Genomic DNA, 19,205 nt, shown 5'->3' with positions numbered 1-19,205 from the left:
TCGCGGAGTCGATTGGGGAGTGTGAGGTGGCGTTGGCGCCGTTTGTGGATTGGTCGTTGACGGAGGTGTTGCGGGGGACGGATGAGGCCGCGTCGCTGGAGCGGGTGGATGTGGTGCAGCCTGTGTTGTTCGCGGTGATGGTGTCGTTGGCGCGGGTGTGGCGGGCGAGTGGGGTGGAGCCTGCTGTGGTGGTGGGGCATTCGCAGGGGGAGATCGCGGCGGCTGTGGTGGCGGGTGGTTTGTCGTTGTCGGATGGGGCGCGGGTGGTGGCTGTGCGTTCTCGGGTTGTGGCGGAGGAGTTGGCGGGTGGGGGTGGTATGGCGTCGGTGAGTTCGGTCGGTGAGGTGCTTGCGGAGCGGTTGGTGGGTTTCGGGGACCGGTTGTCGGTGGCGGCGGTGAATGGTCCGGGTCAGGCGGTGGTGTCGGGGGAGGTGTCGGCGCTGGAGGAGTTCTTGGCCGGGTGTGTAGCCGATGGTGTGTGGGCGAAACGGATTCCGGTGGATTATGCGTCGCATTCGGAGGCGGTGGAATCGGTTCGGGATCGGGTGTTGGCGGAGTTGGATGGGGTTGTGCCGGTGTCGGGGTCGGTGCCGTTCTTCTCGACTGTGTTGGCGGATTATGTCGATACCGAGGGGTTGGATGCGGGGTATTGGTATCGGGGGTTGCGTGAGCGGGTGCGGTTCGCGGAATCGGTGGAGGTGTTGCAGCGTGCGGGGGTGAATGCTTTTATCGAGGTGAGTCCGCATCCGGTGTTGATGATGGGTGTGGAGGGGACGGCGGAGTCGATCGGTTTGGTTGATCGTGTGGCTGTGTTGGGTACGTTGAAGCGTGGTTGTGGGGGTTGGGAGCAGGTTACTGTTGCGTTGGCGGAGGCTTACTGCGTTGGTGTGGGGGTAGCGGTGCAGGCGTTGGCTCCGGTCGCCGCGCGGGTGGATCTGCCGACGTATGCCTTTCAGCACAAGCGGTATTGGCCGCAACCGAGCGCCGAAGTCGTGGCAGGCTCGTTCGGGCATCCGCTGTTGACGAATGCGGTGCAGGTCGCCGGAAAAGACGAGTGGTTGTTCACCGGACGATGCTCGGTGCGGATTCATCCTTGGCTTGCCGACAACGCGGTGTTCGGCTCGGTGTTGCTGCCCGGGACAGCCTTCGTGGAATTGGCGTTGGCCGCAGGCGCGCGACTCGACGTCGAGATCATCGAGGAGCTGCTGCTGGAAGCCCCGCTCCTGCTTGCCGGCGGCGCCGAGGTGGACTTGCAGTTGAGTGTCGAGGCGCCCGACGATGCTGCCCGGCGTACGTTCGCGATCTACTCCCGCGCCGAAACCGCTGACGGGGACTCGGCCGAAGGGGACACGTGGGTGCTGCACGCACGCGGTATCTTGACCGCCCTCGATGAGGTCGCCCCGGAATGGAGCGAGCCGACATGGCCGCCGTCGGGCGCCCAGCCGTCGGACGTCGTATCGGTCTATGACCGCTTGGCGGAGCGAGGTTTCGACTACGGTCCGGTCTTCCAGAGCGTGACCGCGATGTGGACCCGCGGCGAGCAGACGTTCGCCGAAGTGTCCCTCGACGAATCCGTGCGCGACTCGGCATCGGCATTCGGCATCCATCCCGCGCTCTTGGACGCCTGTCTGCACCTGGCCCTCGACGAGCAGATCCGCGATCTTCCTCCGGGGCGGGTGCTGCTGCCCTTCTCGTTCACCGGAGTGCGGCTGTGGCGTACCGGCGCGGTGGCGGTGCGCGCGAGAGTGGTCCGGGACGAGAGTGGACAGGTCCGGATCGACGCTGTCGACAACGCCGGCTCGGTCGTATTGAGCCTCGATGCGGTCGGCACGCGTCCTGTCGACGCCGATGTTCTGGCCGCGGCGAGCACCGCTCGCCGTGCGGTGCCGCTGCACCTGCAATGGACCGAGTCTGCGCTGCCTGCCGTATCGTCTCTGTCGTCCGGTTGGGTGCCGGCGACGTTGGGTTCGGTGCGGTCTCCCGGAATCGACCGCCACTACACCGACGTAGCGGAACTGGTTGCGGCCGAGGATATTCCGGACGTGATCGTCTGGTCGCTCGCCGACAGCCCCGCCGTGGTCGACGGCGGTCCTGGCGGCGACGCTCCGTCCGGTGAGCGCGCTGCGGCGATTCGGCAGTCGGTCCACACGGCGTGGGAACTGCTCCGCTCCTGGCTGTTGGTCGAGCGGCTGGCGGAAACCCGGCTGGTGGTGGTGACCCGCCGTGCGGCGGGACTGCCGGGCGAGTCGGTGGACTTGGCGGCGGCCGCGATGGTCGGGCTCGTCCGCAGCGCCCAATCGGAACACCCCGGCCGATTTGTGCTGCTGGACCATGACGGCGACCTGCGCGCCGATGTCCTGCGGAGCGTGATCGAGTCCGATCAGGCTCAGGTAGCGGTACGCGATGTGGTGTTCGATGGCGGTATCGGCCAGGCTCTTCGTGGTCACGCTCCGCTACCGCCTCCGGGCCGTGCGGCCGACGTCGCGAGGATGTTCGTGCCGCGGCTGACCGCCAGCGGTGTTTCCGAGGCCGACAACCAGGGTGCCGCGTTCGGAGACGGCACGGTGTTGATCACCGGCGGAACCAGTGGACTGGGCGCGGTGACGGCTAGGCATCTGGTCGTCGCGCACGGCGTCGAACACCTGCTACTGGTGTCACGCCGGGGCGAGGCGGCGCAGGGAGTCGCGGAGCTGGTCGCGGAGCTGGCCGGCCTGGGAGCCGAAATACGTGTCGTCGCATGTGATGTCGGTGACCGGGCCGAGGTAGCGGCCCTGCTCGATTCGATCGGGACCGAGCACCCGTTGACGGCGGTGATCCACTCCGCGGGCGTGCTCGACGACGCCACGATCGAAACGCTGACCGCGCAGCAGATCGATCGCGTGCTCGCACCCAAAGTCGATGGCGCGCTGAACCTCGATGAACTCACCCGAGCTCACGATCTATCGGCGTTCGTCGTGTTCTCCTCGCTTTCGGCAGCGCTCGGCTCGCCGGGGCAAGGCAACTACTCGGCAGCGAATTCGTTTCTCGATGGGCTCGCGCGCGCCCGCCGCGCCCAAGGACTGCCCGCGTTGTCAGTTGCGTGGGGACCGTGGAACCAGGACACCGGCATGACCGGCGATATGGACCGGGCCGTGGTGGCACGGCTGGAGAGAATGGGAATGAAGGTACTCGCCGACGACGCCGGGACCGCGCTGCTCGACGCCGCGGTCGCCACGGACGAGGCCGTGGTCGCCTGCGTCGAATTCGACAAGCCGACCCTGGCGGCGCAGGCTCGAGCCCGCCTGTTGCCCGACGTGCTCAGTGGCCTGGTGCCCGCACGGGCGCGGCGCACGACGAGCGGCGCCGCAACCGGCGGTCAGTTGGCTGCGCGGCTCGCGGCCGCGCCGGAGGATCAACGGGAAGCGCTGGTGCTCGGATTCGTGCGGGAACATGCCGCGACGGTCCTGGGTTACCCGTCGGCTGCGGCAATAGATCCCGAAACCCCTTTCAGCGCACTGGGATTCGACTCACTCGGCGGCGTCGAGCTGCGCAACCGCCTGGCCGAGGCAGCAGGCATGAAACTGCCGTCGACGATGGTGTTCGACTACCCGACCGCCGCCGCGGTGGCGAAATTCTTGCGCTCACGGTTGGATGTCCCTCCGACCGCCTCCCCGGCCGACGACCAGATCGCCTCGCTCCGATCGCTATTGGCGACCATGTCGTCTGCCGGCGACAAGGAGCGCTTGGCCGAGCGAATCCGCGCGACGCTGGCCGAAGCTCTGAAAGTACTCGAATCCAACACCCGCGGTGACCGCGTCGCCGTAGAAGCGGCGAGCAACCCCGACGAGCTTCTCGCCCTCCTCGACCAACAGACTACAACGAAGTAAGGAAGGCATGACGCCCAGTGGATGTCGTTCGCGTCTGGTGCATAGGAGCAGCGTCGCCCGCTTCATGGATCGCGATTCCTGTAAGCCAGGTCACTTGCAGTCACGACGGCAGGCCCGAGGACATGGGTTCGTGCATCCAGCGCGTCACGGCACTTCGAGGTTCGTCAATTTTCGGGTGACCGTGCACGGGTTGTGGGAACCTAGCCGGATGAACGTGCCGACGGAGGCGTCCAAACGATTCGCGGCATCGAATTGCGTTGCGCCGGTGGATATCCAGGTGAGTGAATCGGAGGTTCGAGGCGATGAGGCCGCCATCTTGGCGCGTTTGTGGGGCGCTTTGACCCGTGAGCCCATTCCGGGGATCGGTCGCCGTCATCAGGTTGGTGGGATGATGCGGGTGCGCCTCGACGACGGACGGTGGCTTCGCGGGCCGGCGGGGGCGGCTGCACCGCACGCGAAGGGGGGCGCAGGTCTCGCGGTGTTCGTGGGGGGAGAACGCATCGTCCGCGCCTCTGACCTTCTGCGAGGGTTGCGATTGCCGGTTCCGTCGGACCGAATCGCGCGGTTGGCATCCGAATTGGAGAACAGTGCAGCCAACCTGGCGTCCGCGCGGGCCGTTTCAAGGGCGTCACCGCATTGCGGGGGCGCTGTCGTGGGTGTCTGCACGGCGTGCTGCCGATCCCGGGTTCGACGGCTCCGCGTATCTGGAACAGACTGTGGTGGAGGGCCATCCGACTCACCCGTGTTGTCGTAGCCGAAGCGGATTCTCTGCCTCGGAGGTAGGTGCGTACGCCCCGGAGCACCGTCCGATCGTCGATCTGGTCGTGGTCGAAGTCCCCGCGCCGCGTTGGCATACGGTGGGTGAGTGGCCCCGCCACCTCCGTGCAGGCGATCGGATTCTGGTGCCCATGCACCCGTGGCAGGTCGCCCGGCTCGATCTCACCGGTTACGGGCTGCGTGCTCGTGCCGTCGGCATGCCCGCACGGCCGCTGATGTCGGTGCGCACGCTCGCGCCAATTGGCGGCGAGCTCCACGTCAAGACGGCGCTCACCGCCCAATTGACCAGTGCCATAAGGAATATCACCGCCGAGAACGTCCACAACGGGCCGACCCTGAGCCGGTGGTTGTCACGCCTGGATCTGCCCGGGATGACAGTGCTCGCCGAGCCCGCCGCGGGCGCATTGCGATCGGATGCCGGACTCAGTGCGGATATCGCTGTGCTGTTGCGACGGCAGCCGCGCACCGGGCCGGGCGAGCTGGCTATCCCGGTCGGCGCACTCGCGGCGGTCGATCCGCGCACCGGTATGCCCGTGCTGGCCGAAGCGCTCACCCTCGGATACGCCGACAACCCCACCGCGGCAGCACAATTTGTCACTACGGTGGCAGCCCTGGCCGCTCGTTGCCTCGGGGCGGTGCTCGCCCGCTACGGCATCGCGCTGGAAGCACACGGCCAGAACCTGCTGGTCGTACTTCGCGGCGGACGGCCCGTGCGCCTTATCTACCGCGATCTCGGCGGCATCCGGGTCGATACGGCCGTGGCCGCCCGCAGCGGCGTACCCCGGACGCAGGGGTCCGTGCGATCTTCCGATCCGGACGAAACGCGTGCGACGTTGCTGTCAGCGTTCGTCAGCGGCACACTGACCACACTCATCACAGCCTGCGAGGACTGCGGGTTCGCATCGGATCGGCTGTGGGCCGCAACAGCCGAGGTTCTGCGCAACACCTGGCCCGCAGGCCCAGAACACCAGGCGCTTTTCGCCGACAGGCTCCCGACGAAGGCGACCACAGCCATGCGACTGGCAGCGGACCCGGACGAATTCCTGTGGTGCAGCGTACGAAACCCGCTCGCGGATATATGAGCACTCTTCCATCCTGCGTCGTGCGGGCACTGCGCTCACTTGACCACCCGGTGTGTGCGTATGTCTATGACACCGCACGGCTGCGGCACCGGGTCGCTGAGATCCGTGCCGCCCTGCCTGCCGGTGCAGAGCTGTACTACGCCGTCAAGGCCAACAGTCACCCGGCCGTGCTCGAGACGCTGGCGCCGGTGACCGACGGCATGGACATCGCTTCCGGGGGTGAAATTCGCAAGGCCGCCGCAGCTGGGGCCCATCGGCTGGTGTTCTCCGGTCCCGGAAAGACCGATGCCGAACTCGCCGCCGCGGTCGCGGCCGGGGCGACGATAAACGTCGAGAGCCGACTCGAACTGCTGCGCCTCGCCGAACGAACGAACCCGAACACCGGGGACCCGGTACCGATCACGCTGCGCGTCAATCGCGCCGGCCCGCCACAATTCGGTACTCATCACATGACCGGCGCCCCTACGGCTTTCGGGATCGATGAGGAGTTGCTGCCGCAGGCGGTTGCCACCGTGCGGCAACTGCCCGGCATCCGACTCATCGGATTCCATCTGCATGCGGTCAGCAACAACCTCGACGCCGCAGCGCACGCGGAATTCGTCGCCGCGGCGCTGGATTGGTCGAACGCCACTGCCACCCGCCTCGGGATCGATCTGGGGGTGGTGAACGTCGGCGGCGGCATGGGTATCGACTATCCCGGCGGCGCCGACCTGGACCTGTCCGAGTTCGCCGCCCGGGTGCCACCGTTGCCACCCGGTATCCGTGTGCTGTTCGAGCTCGGACGTATGATCGCCGCCGATGCGGGTTGGTATGCCGCCGAGGTACTCGACCTCAAACGCACCCACGGTCACTGGTACGCGATACTGCGCGGCGGAACACACCATTTCCGGCTCCCCGCAGCCTGGGGATACAGCCATCCGTTCACTGTGCTTCCGGTCCAGGAGTGGTCGTACCCATTCGCCAGGCCGGGTGTCATCGACGACATCATCACCGTCGCGGGCGAATTGTGCACGCCCAGAGACATTCTGGCTCGCGACGCCTACGTTCGCCGACTGCGAGTGGGTGACATTCTTGTCTTCCCGCGCGCAGGTGCGTACGCCTGGGAGATCTCGCACCACGACTTTCTCAGCCATGATCAGCCGGAAATGATCGTGTTCTAGGATGGGACTGCTGTAGGGGAGATCTGGGCGACGCTGCGACGGAGTGGCGGCCCCGATCCGGTCGTCATCACAGTGGCCCGTCGCCAAAGTGACCGTGCGGGTCGGGCTCGGCCGCTCCAGCCCCAGGGGTAGCGGTGAAGATCGTCGCGCCGAGTTTGTGGACGTACGGGCCAGCGATGATCCTGACAACTTCCACTGCGATCTGCTCCGGAGTAAGCGGACACCCTTCCCGAAACTCGAGCTCGCCGGTCCCACCCGGAATACGGTTGGTCTGAGCAACTGACCGATCTGCTGAGACATGTTCTGTCACAACGACGAATCGGATGACCGATGACTTGTCGAGTACTCGGTCCGTGCGACGCCTGCATACAGGATCTCCGGAACCCGAATTACGCGGTACGGGGGTTCAGCCGACCGGGAGTTTCACCACCGGATTGGGGCCCAGGTCGGTGACATACACGTTGTTCGCCGTGTCGACCGCCACACCCTGGGGATTCTTCAGATCGGTGAACGGCAGCGGGGTCGGCGTCGACGCACCCACCGCCAACCTCACCACCCACTGGCTACCCCAGTCGACGACGTACAAGTCCCCCGTCGTGTCGACCGCCATACCCTGGGGATCTTTGAGCCCGGTGAACGGCAGCGTGGTCGGCGTCGACGCGCCCGCCGCCAACCTCAGCACCCGCTCGGTACTCAATTCGGTGACGTATACGTTGCCCGCAGCGTCGACCGCCACACCCTGGGGATCTTGGAGCCCCGTGAACGGCAGCGTCGTCGGCGCCGACGCGCCCGCCGCCAACCTCAGCACCCGATCATTACCCCGGTCGCCGACGTACACGTCTCCCGCCGTGTCGACTGCCACACCCTGGGGATCTTTGAGCCCGGTGAACGGCAGCGGGGTCGGCGTCGACGCGCCTGCCGCCAGTTTCACCACCCGATCGTTACTCGTGTCGGTGACGTATATGTTGCCCGCCGTGTCGACCGCCACACCCTGGGGATTATTCAGGCCGGTGAACGGCAGCGGGGTCGGCGTCGACGCGCCTGCCGCCAGTTTCACCACCCGATCGTTACCCATGTCGGTGACGTATACATTGCCCGCCGTGTCGACCGCCACATCGGTGGGCAGGCTGACGCCGGTGAACGGCAGCGGAATCTGTGACGAGTAGGCCGAGGCGACAGGTGCGGGCGAGCTGCCACCGCCGCCTGATTCCCGTTGGACGCCGATGACGACAGCTACGGCGGACACCACCGTAACCGCGACCGCGGCGGCGAGCAGCCCGGCGGTCTTGGGCGACAATCTGATTCGCCGCGCATGGCGCGCAGCCACGCCCCCGGTGGTGCTGACCGCGGAATCGTCTACCACGGCGCAGGCCGCCGCGGCCAGCTCGCGCACGGTCTGGTAACGATTGTCGGGGTTTTTGGCCATTCCCTTGGCGATGACCGCATCGAACGCGGGCGGTACATCGGGTGTAGTGGTGCTGGGACGCGGCGGCGGGGTGTGCAGGTGATGGGCGATCACACCCTGCACCCCCGCTGCGCTCGCAAACGGCGGTCGGCCGGTCAGGCACTCATACAGCACGCACGTCAACGCGTATACGTCCACTCGAGCATCGGCCTTGATCTCCGCGCCGATCTCCTCCGGCGCCATGTAGGCGATGGTGCCGATGGTCTCGCCGATTTTGGTCAGCGTACGGTCGTCGGCGGCATGGGCGATCCCGAAGTCGATCAGGGAGGCGAACTCATCGGCCCCTAGCAGGATGTTGGTGGGTTTGACATCGCGGTGGACCAGCCCGGCATCGTGGGCCGCCTGTAGCGCGCCGGCCACCTGTGCGACGATCGCCACTGCCCGCTGCGGCGACAAGGCCCCTTCTTGCGTGATCACCTTGCGCAGGTCGGTGCCCTCGATCAAGCGCATATTCAGATAGAGCCGACCGTCGATGTCGCCGAAGTCGTGGATGGGGATCACATGCGGCTCGGTCAACTGCGCTACCGCCCGGCACTCCCGGCGGAACCGCTCGCGCAGCTGCTCGTCATCGGCGAAGCGCTCGGGCAACACCTTGAGCGCCACCACCCGGTTGGTCAGTGAATCATGCGCCCGCCACACCTGGCCCATGCCGCCCTGACCCAGCAGCGACAGGAGCCGATAGCGTCCAAACGCCTCCGCTGGCCCCCGAGTGGCGTCCCCGCCACTCACTACCGTGTCATCCATTGTGCCGTCCCGTGACCACCCGACTGGCAAACGGTGTACTTGCTTGCATTCCGACCCCAGCCCGAGCGGGCAGCCCCACACTAGTTGATTTAGCCAGGCCAGACAGCGTCGGCGCGCGAATTTCCAGCCATCCTCATGCCAACAAGTACGCGGCGGGGCGCTGCCCCGCCACCGGTGCGAGTGCGCGGATCGTGCCCAGAAATCCGCCAACAACCTGTCGCAAGTTAAGCGTACCTCTGAGCCGTACGACCAACTTCGTGAAGCCGGCCGTCCAGCACCACTCGGAGGCCGGGCCATCTTGCATAAAGGCCCGTCCGACAGCGAGCCGATTACGATGCCCGGGTGCTCGAACCGCTGCACACTGCCACGCCAACGAGATCCTGGAGCTCGCCGCGACGCACCTTCGCGCCGAGTGCGGACAGCGCCGCCGCGGCCGTGTCCGATCGGGCCAGGCCGGTGTGGTGAGTGCTCTCTCTAGTCTGAGTCGAACGGCATGCCCACCCCGTCGTTGTTAACGGTTGCGTCGTCAACGCCGTCGAATGGCGCGATAGACGCGGCTCAGTTCCTGACGTGCTCGTTCTGGTTCTGGGCACTGTCGAGTCGGATTGCACACCACGCGGGTCGATGCGTTCCGTGGCAGCCGATTCCGTCGTTTCTTCGGTGGTCACAACCGGCCGGTACGCGCGATCACCTGGCTGGCGAAGTCGAGCATCTGGTCAAGACTGGTGAACACCGCGAAGGCATCGAAGTACGCCTCGTCAGTACCGGATTCGGCGTGACGCTTCAGCTTGTCCGCAAGCGAGTCGACGGACGTGCCCGGGCCGACGTTGATTCGCATGGCCGTCTTCAGCGCGTCAGGATCGCGGCCGGCGTCCTGCGCCGCGCGGCGCGCAATCGACCACAAGTGGTCGACGCTCCGGTCCCGACCGGCGATCGACGCGGCGGCCGGCGGCCCCTCGACCCCGAGCCAGCCGGTGCCGATGCGGCCCACCCGGCGCATCGCGGCCTCGCTGTCACCACCGATCCAGATGGGCGGCCCACCCTCCTGGACAGGGCGCAGGTCGGCGTAGACCTGCGGCAAGGAGAGAAACTCACTGTTCCAGGACACCGGGGTGGTCGTCCACCACGCGTGCAGGAACGCCAGCATGTCATCGAGCATCTTGCCGCGCCGGTGCCAGTCCGCGTTGCGGGCGATGTCGTACTCCTGCTTCATCCACCCCAGCCCCACGCCAACGCCAAGGCGGCCGTCGCTGAGCACGTCGAGCGTGGTCAGCAACCGGGCCAGGTGTGGCGGCTCATAGTAGAACGTGCTGAGCGTGCTGGAGTTCAGCCGCATCCGGCTGGTCGCCGTCGCGGCGACCGTCAACAGCAGCACCGGATCGAGGTAACGGCCCATCTGTGGCCCGTGGGTCAGATAGGTGCTGTCCATATCAACCGGTGTGACCAGGCGATCGCCGACCCACAGCGTGTCGTAGCCAAGGTCCTCGAGTTCGCGGCAGAACGCACTCAGGCCAGCAGCGCTGCTGATAGCAGGCCCGACTATGGGAAGAGTGAAGCCGAGCTTCATTGTGAGAGTTTCCTTCGGGCAGACCATCGTCCGCCAATATTGATATCTGACATCAGCGAGTCATTTGGTGATCCATAAACCATTGTCAGGGCGCACGCCGCCCCTTTTCGCCGACGGCGTGGACCGGGGCGGGCTGGTCAGCCGGTAAATTCGTTGACGCCGAAAGCGAAGTCCCAGTGGCCCACCCCGGTGTTGGCGAGGCCCACCGTGACCACGCCCATTCCTTCCAGCCAGTGCGCCATTTTCAGGCCGCCAACGTCCAGCGGGCGCAGCCCGATGCTCTCGATGAATGCCGCCACGCCAGCCTTCGCCTGCGCACTGTCGCCAGCGATGAAGACGTCGGGTCGGCCCTTCTCCAGGACATTACGGAAGATGGTGTTGAATGCCTTCACCACGCTGGCGCCGGCCGGGGCCACCTTGGCGACTTCCTGCGCGATCGAGGTCTGCTCGCTGTGGGCCAGCCCGTCGAACGCGCCATTGAAGGGGTTGCTGATGTCAACAATGACCTTGCCCGCGAGGGCGTCTCCGTACTCGACGACGACCGGAACGACACCGTCGTACAACAAGGCCGTAATGACGATGTCTCCGGCCGGGACGGCGCCCCACTTTCCCGCTGTCGCGTCGCCGCCGATAGCCTTGGCCCGGTCATCGGCCTTGGACTGATCGCGGCCCATGACCTCGACGTTGTTGCCGCCCGCTACCGCCAGCGTGCCGATGGTATGGGCCATGTTCCCCGTACCGATGATGGTGATGTTGCCCATGAGGTGTGCTCTCTTCCTGTTCTCGAGGTTTGCTGTGTCTCGTTCGTGCCGGGTCGGGCCCAGCGCGTCGGCCGCGACCTACCGGGCCAGCTGCCGCAAGGAAATTGATGGGTACTTGAATTGATGGGTATTGCGATCAAATCCCGATGTCGAATTCTTATTCCGAATTCGCTTGGGCCCCATTAACAATGCCGTTGGATCGAGTGGGTGTCCAAGACTTCTTTCAGCCGGTGGTGATACCTTGGAGGCATCACCGGACCGGGAGGTGTCATGGATCTGGACCTGCGCAAACTGCGCTACTTCGTCGCCGTGGCCGACCGGTTGCACTTCGGCCGCGCCGCCGATGAGCTACATATCGCGCAGCCGGCGCTCAGCCGTCAGATCCGCGCGCTGGAACAGGATCTCGGCGCCTCGCTGTTCACCAGGGATCGCCACGGCGTAGCGCTGACCGACGCGGGTCGACAACTGCTGGACGACGCCGGTCCGCTGCTCGCCTCCGCGCACGCGGTCCGGCGCCGGGTGTCCGTGGCCGCCCGCGGCAGACGGCGGCTGGTGGTCGGCTTTCGGGCCGGCATCCCGGTCATCCCGGCGGCGCGGGAGTTCGCGGCCCGGCATCCGGACGTGGTCGTGGACGTGCAGCGAATGGAATGGGACGATCAGGCACTGATGCTGCTCGACGGCCGCGTCGACGTCGGCTATGTGCGGTTGCCCATCGACGAGACCGGCCTGCGCCTGACTCCGCTCTACACCGAGCCGCTCATGGTGGTGCTGCCCGCCGGTCACCGGTTGGCCGGCAAGGAGGAGGTCACCGAGGCCGACCTGGCCGGTGAGCCGCTGGTCTGGCATGCCGACGCGAGCACGCAGCCCACCAGGCGCTCGCACCCCGACTCCGGGCTCCGGGTGCGCGGGGTGGAGGAGAAGCTCGAGCACGTCGCGGCCGGCCGTGGTATCTCGTTCGTGGGGCGTTCGGAGACCGTGTTCTATTCACGTCCGGACATCAGCTACGTGCCCGTCCCGGATCTGGCGCCCGACCAGGTATGCCTCGCGGCGGCGGCATCGCGCACCTCACCGATGGCCGACGACTTCTTCACCGCGGCTCAGGCGACGGCCGAGATCACGGCAGAATGCGGGAACTATGAAATGTGGCAGCTTGGGACCGATGCCGTTTCAAAGCACGGTTGAGCAGTTCGACTGACCACAGCAGCGCCAACAGGGGGCACGCGGCCACAGCAATAGCGAAATGGCGAAGGCATTGACCCCGGGCCGGTGGCGATGTTGGCGCACAGCGAGAATCGACATCGTCGCGCAGCGGTCCCTATCCACGCACATAGTGACCCGCCCTTCCCGAGCGGGGGAACTCGACCCAACGACGTCCAGAATTTCCCGTAGGCCCAGCCAACAGAGCCGGCGTTGAACCATCATATCGATTGGCTGTTGTGAACCGGTGGGTTGCAACCTCTGATGCCGCTCAACGCAAGTGAGCGTCTCGAGGCGGAAGTGCGCCGTCTGTCCCGTGTCCTCGCCTCTCTGCATTCGCAGAAGGTCGCAGCGATGGAGCGGAAGTGGGCGGCGAAGGAGAGCAGCCACAAGCGGCTCACCGGGTCCCCTTGACCTGGTGAGCCGCATGCTCGTCCGAGAATTCCCGGTTCAACCCGTGCCGGTTCCTACGTGGCGGACGGCGCCGGGGTTGCGGCAGCGTGGCCATCGGTGGCGCTCTTGCTACCGAAGCCGCGGTGCACGCACAACAGCTCGCGCGTATCCGCCGGCCTCGGCCCACGAGACGAGTGCGGACGCGGCATCGCCGTATCCATACCGGTGATCTTCACACGAGTGGCTCACCCGAACAGACCGGATCTCTACCATCCGTGCCCCAGCGCGACCAGGCACGCCGCACCTCTTCTGACGTCCCGCACACGATCTCGGTCGAACCGCCGCGCGCTCAGGCCAGCGTGAACGTCGCGCGGCCCGCGATGTGCTCCAGATCCACATTCTGCGGATAGACCTCGGAGTACGTGTCGATCCACGCCTCCACCTTCCCGGCGCCCGGCCCCATGCCCATGCCGGTGATCACGTTGTCCGGCAGGCCGACCACCGTGGTGCCTTCGACGCGTTGTGACTGTCCGCTGGTCAGGCCGGTGTCGACGTTCCGCCAATGCACGGTGACGTGGTAGGCCCCGCAGAACTCCCCGGTCTGCGTGATCTTCACCCGAAGACCGAACACACCGGACTGCGGCTGCGCCACGGTCTCGGCATTGATGATCGCGGCACAGTTGGGACCCGGAACCCGTGTCAGGGTCGGGGTGAACTGGGCAACCGGATCGGTGGGGTTGGCACCGGAAGTCCCGGCGAACCCGCTCCACGCGGCCACCATCGCCGCCGCGACCACACCCGTACGGAACGTGAACTGTTGTAGGGAAACGTTTTTCAGGCTCATGCCCGTCTGTCGTCCTGCGGACGGATGGCGTTATCGCTTCCCGAGCCCTCAATTTCAGGGGCTGGCCAACGCCCGGCGCAAGGTGAGGCCTTGGCGGCGGTGCGATTTGACTGAGGCGCCAGCGGCCGGCACGGGGTGTAGAACCCGCCGAGTACGACAACACGGACACGAAGCAGGAGAGGCAGCGCCGTCGCATCGGACGGTTGCGGCGCTGTGCCGTACCGAGTAGCAGGCGCGTGGTGCAGCCGCCGTGTCGCTCCGATCGGCTCAGCGCGGCCGCTGCTACTGTCGGCCCGATGCGACTCGTGTCGAGTATCGGTGCGGTGCTATTGACCTGTGCGTTCGTGCCGCTTCCCGGACTGTCCGGTGTTGCGACCGCGCAGGGCGGGCAGGCGGTCGGAGACGACTGGTCGGCGGTCTCCGAGACATTCGAACCCGAGAACTTCCGCGCTGCTCCGTACCTGGGCAACGGGCGCATCGGTGCGATGATCCCGCCGAGCGGCGGTGGATATCAGGACTACGGCGTCTCGGTGCGCACCTCGTTCCCCTTAGCGGAACCGCGCTACACCGGAACGTATCTCGCGGGCTTCTACGCCATGAAGTCCATGTCGTGGAACAACACAGAGGTGATCGCCGCGCTCCCCGCGTGGTCGAGCCTAACCGTCGACGTCGCGGGCCGAACCTACCGGGCCGACGTCGACCCGGCTGCGCTCACGCACTACCGGCAGCGCCTGAACTATCGCGATGCCACCGTCACCACCGAAGCCACCTGGACACCCGACGCGGAACACCGGCTGGATCTGACCTACCGGACCTTCGTGTCACGGGCGCAGCAGAACCTCGCGGTCCAGCAGCTCACTGTCATTCCGCACTTCTCGGGGCCGCTCACGGTCGCCGACCTGATCGACGGGGCCGCCGCGCGGCGGGTCACCCCGACGACGGCGGCCTCCGATCCGAACCGGGGGCAGACCACGGTCGGTGTGCGCGCCGACGGCACCGACCGCACCGCCTTCCTTGTATCCACGGTTACCACGCCTGATGAGCTCAGTGGTGCCGCGCTACCTGCGAACGGGTCGACGGCTGGAACACGATTCGACGGCACCGTCGTGGCCGGCCGCAGTTACACGGTCACCAAGTACGTGGGAATCGCGGACGGCGCGGACGGCGTGGACCCGCGCGCGATTGCTACCGACGTCTCCGAATCCAGCGCGGCGCGTGGTTTCGCCGCCGCCCACGCCGAACACGCAGCAGAGTGGGATCGCTTGTGGCAGCCCGCCATCGAGATCCCCGGTCGCGACGACTATCGGGACTGGATCCGGCCCGCACTGTATTCGGTGCTGTCCAGCGTCCGGGCCGGACAGCGGTGGTCCGTGCAGCCCGCGGGGTTGTCCTCCGACGACTATGGCGGCCTGACCTACTGGGACGCCGAGACCTGGATCTTCCCCACCCTGCTCGCGCTCTATCCCGAATTGGCCCGCACCGTGGTGGATTTCCGCGTCGCGGCACTACCGCAAGCCGAGGCGAACGCGCGCGCCTACGGGCTGACCGGCGCATTATTCCCCTGGAACGACGGACCGACCCAGCGGTGCGCGTCTCCGGCGGTGTGCGGACTGGTCGAGGAACATTTGGGGAACGAGATCGCGCTCGCGCAATGGCAGTACTATTCGGCCACCGGCGACGAGCAATGGCTGCGTGACAGCGGCGCGCCGGTGATCACGGCTATCGCGAACTACCAGGCTGCACGAGTCGGCCCGAAGCTGCCCGACGGTCGCTACCACTACGCGCCCGCGGCGGGCGCCGACGAATACGTTTCGGTTTCCGTGGACAACGCGCTCACCAACGCCGGAGTGATGGCGACGATGCGCACCGCGATGTCGGCCGCCCGGCTGGCCGGACTGCCGCTGAACCCACGGTGGGCCGATATCGCCGCCCATATGGCGATGCCGCCGGACATCGTGCCAGGTGTGCCCGCCGAGTATCTCGGGTACCAAGGCGCGCGGATCAAGCAGGCTGACACGGTGCTGATCAGCTACCCGTACTCCTATGCGGCACCGGGCTATTCGCCCGAGGCGACTCTGGCGTACTACTTCGACCGCACCGATCCCGACGGCCCCAACATGAGCAACAGCGTCGGCGCGATCCTCAGTGCCCAGTATGATCCGTGCCGCACTCAGCAGTTCCTGGATCAATCGGTGCAGCCGTATGTCCGACCGCCATATATGTTCCAGTCCGAGGCGCGTGGCGAACGGTCGGGTGAAAACACGGTCGGTCAACCGGCGTGGATCTTCGTCACGGGTGCGGGCGGATTCCTGCAAGGTTTGCTGTACGGACCGAGCGGGCTGCGGTGGGCCGAGACGGGTCCCTGGCTGGACCCGATGCTGCCCAGCGGGTTTCCCGAGGGAATGACGGTGCGCGACCTCGCGGTACGCGATAGCAGGTTGACCGTGCGCATCAGACCGGAAGGCACGACCGTCGACGTCACTTCGGGTGGTCCGGTCACCGTCGAGACGCCCGGCGGCCCGGCGACCGTCCACCCGGGAACACCGCTGATGCTGCCGACCAGGAGCGCCTGTCCCTGACCCGGAAGACATCGCACGGCGAACCGGTCTTGTCGTGTTTCGTGAGGAATTCCCTAGAGCCAGGCCATGACCCGGTGATGCAAGGGCCATCAGGCCGACGGCTGCGACGCGCGTGAGGTCAACGTGCTCACCCCGGTTTCTCGAACAGGGGAGGAACGCACGCCAGCGCACACCGGCTGTAGGACGTAGTGGCGGCGGTGGCCGTCGACCCCGGTCAGTGCGCCGAGTACGCGTCGGTGCCGATGTCCTCGATGAGGGTCGGTCCGGTGGGCGTCCACCCGAGTAGCTCCCGTGTTCCGGTGCTGGTCGCCTCGAAGTCCATGGCGAAGAAGTTACCGATCCAGCCGAAGTGGTCCTGGATGTCGTTGGTGGCGATCGAGGTGACGGGCAGGTCGAACATGCGGCCGATCGCCTCTGCGATCTCGCGGGTGGAGACACCCTGTTCGGCTACAGCGTGCAGGCGGGCGCCTGCGGGCGCCTTCTCGAGGCCGAGGGCGACGAGGCGGGCCGCGTCGGATCGGTGCACGGCGGCCCACCGGTTGGTGCCGTCACCGGGGTAGCCGGAGACGCCCTTTTCGCGGGCGACCGCGGCGATGACCGCGATGAACCCGTGGTCGCCGGTGCCGTGCACGGTGGGCGAGAAGCGCAGGCTCACACTGTGCACGCCACGATCGACGAACTCGAGCGCCAGGTTCTCGCTCCCACCGCGCGCGGAGTCGGGGCCGTGGGCCGAGGACGCGTCGTCCTCGGTGGAGGGCCGGCCCTGAGCGAGGCCGGCGACGCCCGAGGCGAACAGGAACGGACGGTCAGTACCTACGAGCGTGTCGCCGATGGTCTGGACAGCGGCCCGCTCGGCCGCGCTCGAGGCGGCCGGGTTGGCGAAGTCGTGCTTGTTCGCGAGATGGATGACGGCCTCGGCATTTTCGGCGCCGGCGCGGATGCTACCGAGGTCGTCCAGGTCCCCGCGCCGGACGTGGACGCCCTTCGCGTCGAGGGCCGCGGCGGACGCGGCGGATCTGGCCAGTCCGGTGACCTTGTGGCCCTGAGCGAGCAGTTCGTCGACCGTGGCGGAGCCGATCCATCCGGAGGCTCCAGTGACGAAAACGTGCATGAGGTGATCTCCTTCGCCGCCCCGCGGGAGAACGGGGCGACTGATCCGAGTGTTTGGAAGCAGCAACTGATGTCAGTCACAGACATAGTTTACTCGTCATGTCAGTTACTGTCATCGCTACACTCGGACGCATGTCACGTTGGGAACCGGGGGCTCCGGAGCGGCTGCAGAAGGCGGCACTCGAGCTGTTCGCCACCCGCGGCTACGAGCAGACGACCGCCACTGAGATCGCACAGTCCGTCGGCCTGACCGAGCGCACCTTCTTCCGCTACTTCAGCGACAAGCGTGAGGTCCTGTTCCATGGGCAGGACGTGTTCGTCCAGGCGTTCCTCGTCGGCGTGGACACCGCACCACCGGGCGCTTCTCCGATCGAGATCGTCGCCTGCGCCCTGCAGTCCGCAGCGTCCTTGTTCCCGAACGAGCGCCGGCCTCACTCCCGCACGCGACAATCGGTGATCGAGCAGAACCCGGCACTGCAGGAACGCGAGTCGCACAAGCTCGCCGGCCTTGCCGCGACCCTCGCCGACGCCCTCCGTGCACGTGGCGTCGACGAACTCGCCGCCACCCTGGCCGCCGAGTCAGGCGCCACCGTCTTCGGGATCGCGTTCACGCAATGGCTCCGCGAGGGCGAGCAGCGATCGCTCGCCGACCTCTCGGCGCATGTGCTCCGCGAACTACTCACCCTGACCGCTGAGGCGACGGCCGCGCTCGACATCCCGTGACCACGTCGATGTGCAACCCGAAATGCATTGAGCAACTACGGATCTAGTGAACCTGCTCGATCATGTCCTCGATTGCCTTGGTGACCACATCCGGTTGATCGACGGGAATGTCGTGGGAACTGTGTTCTGCCGAGACGAGTCGGCGATTGGGTGCATCGCCGGCGAACCGTGCTTGGCCTTCCATAGTTGGGCATCGCCGGAGGCGTCGAAAGGGGTTGTGGCAGAGACGATTGCAATAGCGGGAACGCGCTGCGGCCAGAACATTTCGTGGTAGGCGAGGTGCGCGGGACCGTAATCGGCGGCCACGGCCAGTAGCTGGCGGCTCTCCTTCGTCGGGCGCGGAACGATGTCGCTGTCCCGGTGAGTCGTACCAAGCAGGTCCGTAATTTGGCGGTGGGGGAGTTGGATGGTATTGGCGGCGAAGGTGTTCTGATAGTTGGCCGTTCCGCCACGGCAAACTGCGCGGCTTGCTCGTACGCGGTGAGTTCTTCCTCGCCACGCTGCGAGGTGCCGTCGCATTGGGGAGGACCGGGTCGACTGGCCGAAAGCGTGGAGCACCGGGGAGAGTTGGTGTGCGAATCTGGTGCGGGGTGGCGAGTTGGCCCAGGTTGTCGATCAATTGTCAAGCGGGCCAAATGATTTCATTGTGGAGAAGAATCATTTCAGTGCGTTCTACAACACCAACCCGGACGATCTCCTCCGCGGCCACGACTGCGATCACATCTATCTCATCGGATACTCCGCCGACGTGTGCCTGCGATTCACCGCCGTAGCAGCGGTGTAGGTCTTGTCGCGTACCGGACGCCTCGCCTGTGAACGGTGACGTGGCAGCAGCCTGGATCAACGAACCAGCGAAGAAGAACACCGTCACAGAGTTCGTAGCCTGAACGGTCTCATCCGGTTGACAGCTACCGATACGCTAGCAATTAGCGAAGGG

General features: G+C 66.4%; 12 protein-coding genes. 7 read left to right on the top strand and 5 right to left on the bottom strand.

The window, feature by feature from the left end:
- The first annotated feature begins 11 nt into the window (after nucleotides 1-11).
- The 3 genes from ACLMAJ_RS34790 (at nucleotide 12) to ACLMAJ_RS34780 (ending at nucleotide 6,885) form a co-directional block, all read left to right on the top strand.
- Complete coding sequence (locus ACLMAJ_RS34790) at nucleotides 12-3,866, top strand: type I polyketide synthase (RefSeq protein WP_412018142.1); 3,855 nt, start codon at nucleotides 12-14, stop codon at nucleotides 3,864-3,866.
- Nucleotides 3,867-4,453: 587 nt separating this feature from the next.
- The gene (locus ACLMAJ_RS34785) at nucleotides 4,454-5,725 is read left to right on the top strand and encodes an IucA/IucC family protein (RefSeq protein ID WP_412018141.1); all 1,272 of its coding nucleotides are present in this window, start codon (nucleotides 4,454-4,456) and stop codon (nucleotides 5,723-5,725) included.
- Nucleotides 5,722-6,885: an alanine racemase gene (locus tag ACLMAJ_RS34780; RefSeq protein ID WP_412018140.1), complete on the top strand. Its 1,164-nt coding sequence runs from the start codon at nucleotides 5,722-5,724 to the stop codon at nucleotides 6,883-6,885. The genes ACLMAJ_RS34785 and ACLMAJ_RS34780 overlap by 4 nt, the downstream gene beginning before the upstream one ends.
- A gap of 406 nt (nucleotides 6,886-7,291) precedes the next feature.
- On the opposite strand, the gene ACLMAJ_RS34775 is transcribed toward ACLMAJ_RS34780, so the two are convergent.
- The 3 genes from ACLMAJ_RS34775 to ACLMAJ_RS34765 all read right to left on the bottom strand — a co-directional run bounded on the left by ACLMAJ_RS34775 (nucleotide 7,292) and on the right by ACLMAJ_RS34765 (nucleotide 11,422).
- On the bottom strand, nucleotides 7,292-9,094 hold the full coding sequence (locus tag ACLMAJ_RS34775; RefSeq protein WP_412018139.1) for a serine/threonine-protein kinase PknD: 1,803 nt from the start codon (nucleotides 9,092-9,094) through the stop codon (nucleotides 7,292-7,294).
- A gap of 664 nt (nucleotides 9,095-9,758) precedes the next feature.
- Nucleotides 9,759-10,661 (bottom strand): TIGR03619 family F420-dependent LLM class oxidoreductase, encoded by a 903-nt coding sequence (locus tag ACLMAJ_RS34770; protein ID WP_412018138.1) that lies wholly within the window; start codon nucleotides 10,659-10,661, stop codon nucleotides 9,759-9,761.
- A 137-nt stretch (nucleotides 10,662-10,798) separates the two neighbouring features.
- The gene (locus ACLMAJ_RS34765) at nucleotides 10,799-11,422 is read right to left on the bottom strand and encodes an NADPH-dependent F420 reductase (protein WP_412018137.1); all 624 of its coding nucleotides are present in this window, start codon (nucleotides 11,420-11,422) and stop codon (nucleotides 10,799-10,801) included.
- A gap of 270 nt (nucleotides 11,423-11,692) precedes the next feature.
- Between ACLMAJ_RS34765 and ACLMAJ_RS34760 the strand changes: the two genes are divergently transcribed.
- Nucleotides 11,693-12,604 carry a LysR family transcriptional regulator gene (locus ACLMAJ_RS34760; RefSeq protein WP_412018136.1) on the top strand — a complete coding sequence of 304 codons (912 nt, stop codon included), beginning with the start codon at nucleotides 11,693-11,695 and terminating at the stop codon, nucleotides 12,602-12,604.
- Nucleotides 12,605-13,361: 757 nt separating this feature from the next.
- Here ACLMAJ_RS34760 and ACLMAJ_RS34755 read toward each other — a convergent pair.
- Nucleotides 13,362-13,856, bottom strand: a complete 495-nt coding sequence (locus ACLMAJ_RS34755) for a hypothetical protein (protein ID WP_412018135.1) — start codon at nucleotides 13,854-13,856, stop codon at nucleotides 13,362-13,364.
- Nucleotides 13,857-14,152: 296 nt separating this feature from the next.
- Here ACLMAJ_RS34755 and ACLMAJ_RS34750 point away from each other — a divergent pair, with 296 nt between their 5' ends.
- Nucleotides 14,153-16,435 carry a glycosyl hydrolase family 65 domain-containing protein gene (locus tag ACLMAJ_RS34750; RefSeq protein ID WP_412018134.1) on the top strand — a complete coding sequence of 761 codons (2,283 nt, stop codon included), beginning with the start codon at nucleotides 14,153-14,155 and terminating at the stop codon, nucleotides 16,433-16,435.
- Nucleotides 16,436-16,649: 214 nt separating this feature from the next.
- On the opposite strand, the gene ACLMAJ_RS34745 is transcribed toward ACLMAJ_RS34750, so the two are convergent.
- On the bottom strand, nucleotides 16,650-17,546 hold the full coding sequence (locus ACLMAJ_RS34745) for an SDR family oxidoreductase (protein ID WP_412018133.1): 897 nt from the start codon (nucleotides 17,544-17,546) through the stop codon (nucleotides 16,650-16,652).
- A gap of 131 nt (nucleotides 17,547-17,677) precedes the next feature.
- On the opposite strand from ACLMAJ_RS34745, the gene ACLMAJ_RS34740 reads away from it, so the two are divergent.
- Together ACLMAJ_RS34740 and ACLMAJ_RS34735 are read left to right on the top strand one after the other, a co-directional pair.
- Nucleotides 17,678-18,268: a TetR family transcriptional regulator gene (locus ACLMAJ_RS34740; protein ID WP_412018132.1), complete on the top strand. Its 591-nt coding sequence runs from the start codon at nucleotides 17,678-17,680 to the stop codon at nucleotides 18,266-18,268.
- 583 nt (nucleotides 18,269-18,851) lie between these two features.
- Nucleotides 18,852-19,052 carry an isochorismatase family protein gene (locus ACLMAJ_RS34735; protein WP_412018131.1) on the top strand — a complete coding sequence of 67 codons (201 nt, stop codon included), beginning with the start codon at nucleotides 18,852-18,854 and terminating at the stop codon, nucleotides 19,050-19,052.
- Nucleotides 19,053-19,205: the final 153 nt, after the last annotated feature.

The organism is Nocardia arseniciresistens, from assembly GCF_046764875.1.
GTDB lineage: Bacteria > Actinomycetota > Actinomycetes > Mycobacteriales > Mycobacteriaceae > Nocardia > Nocardia arseniciresistens.
This window is presented reverse-complemented; position numbering and strand designations above follow the sequence as displayed.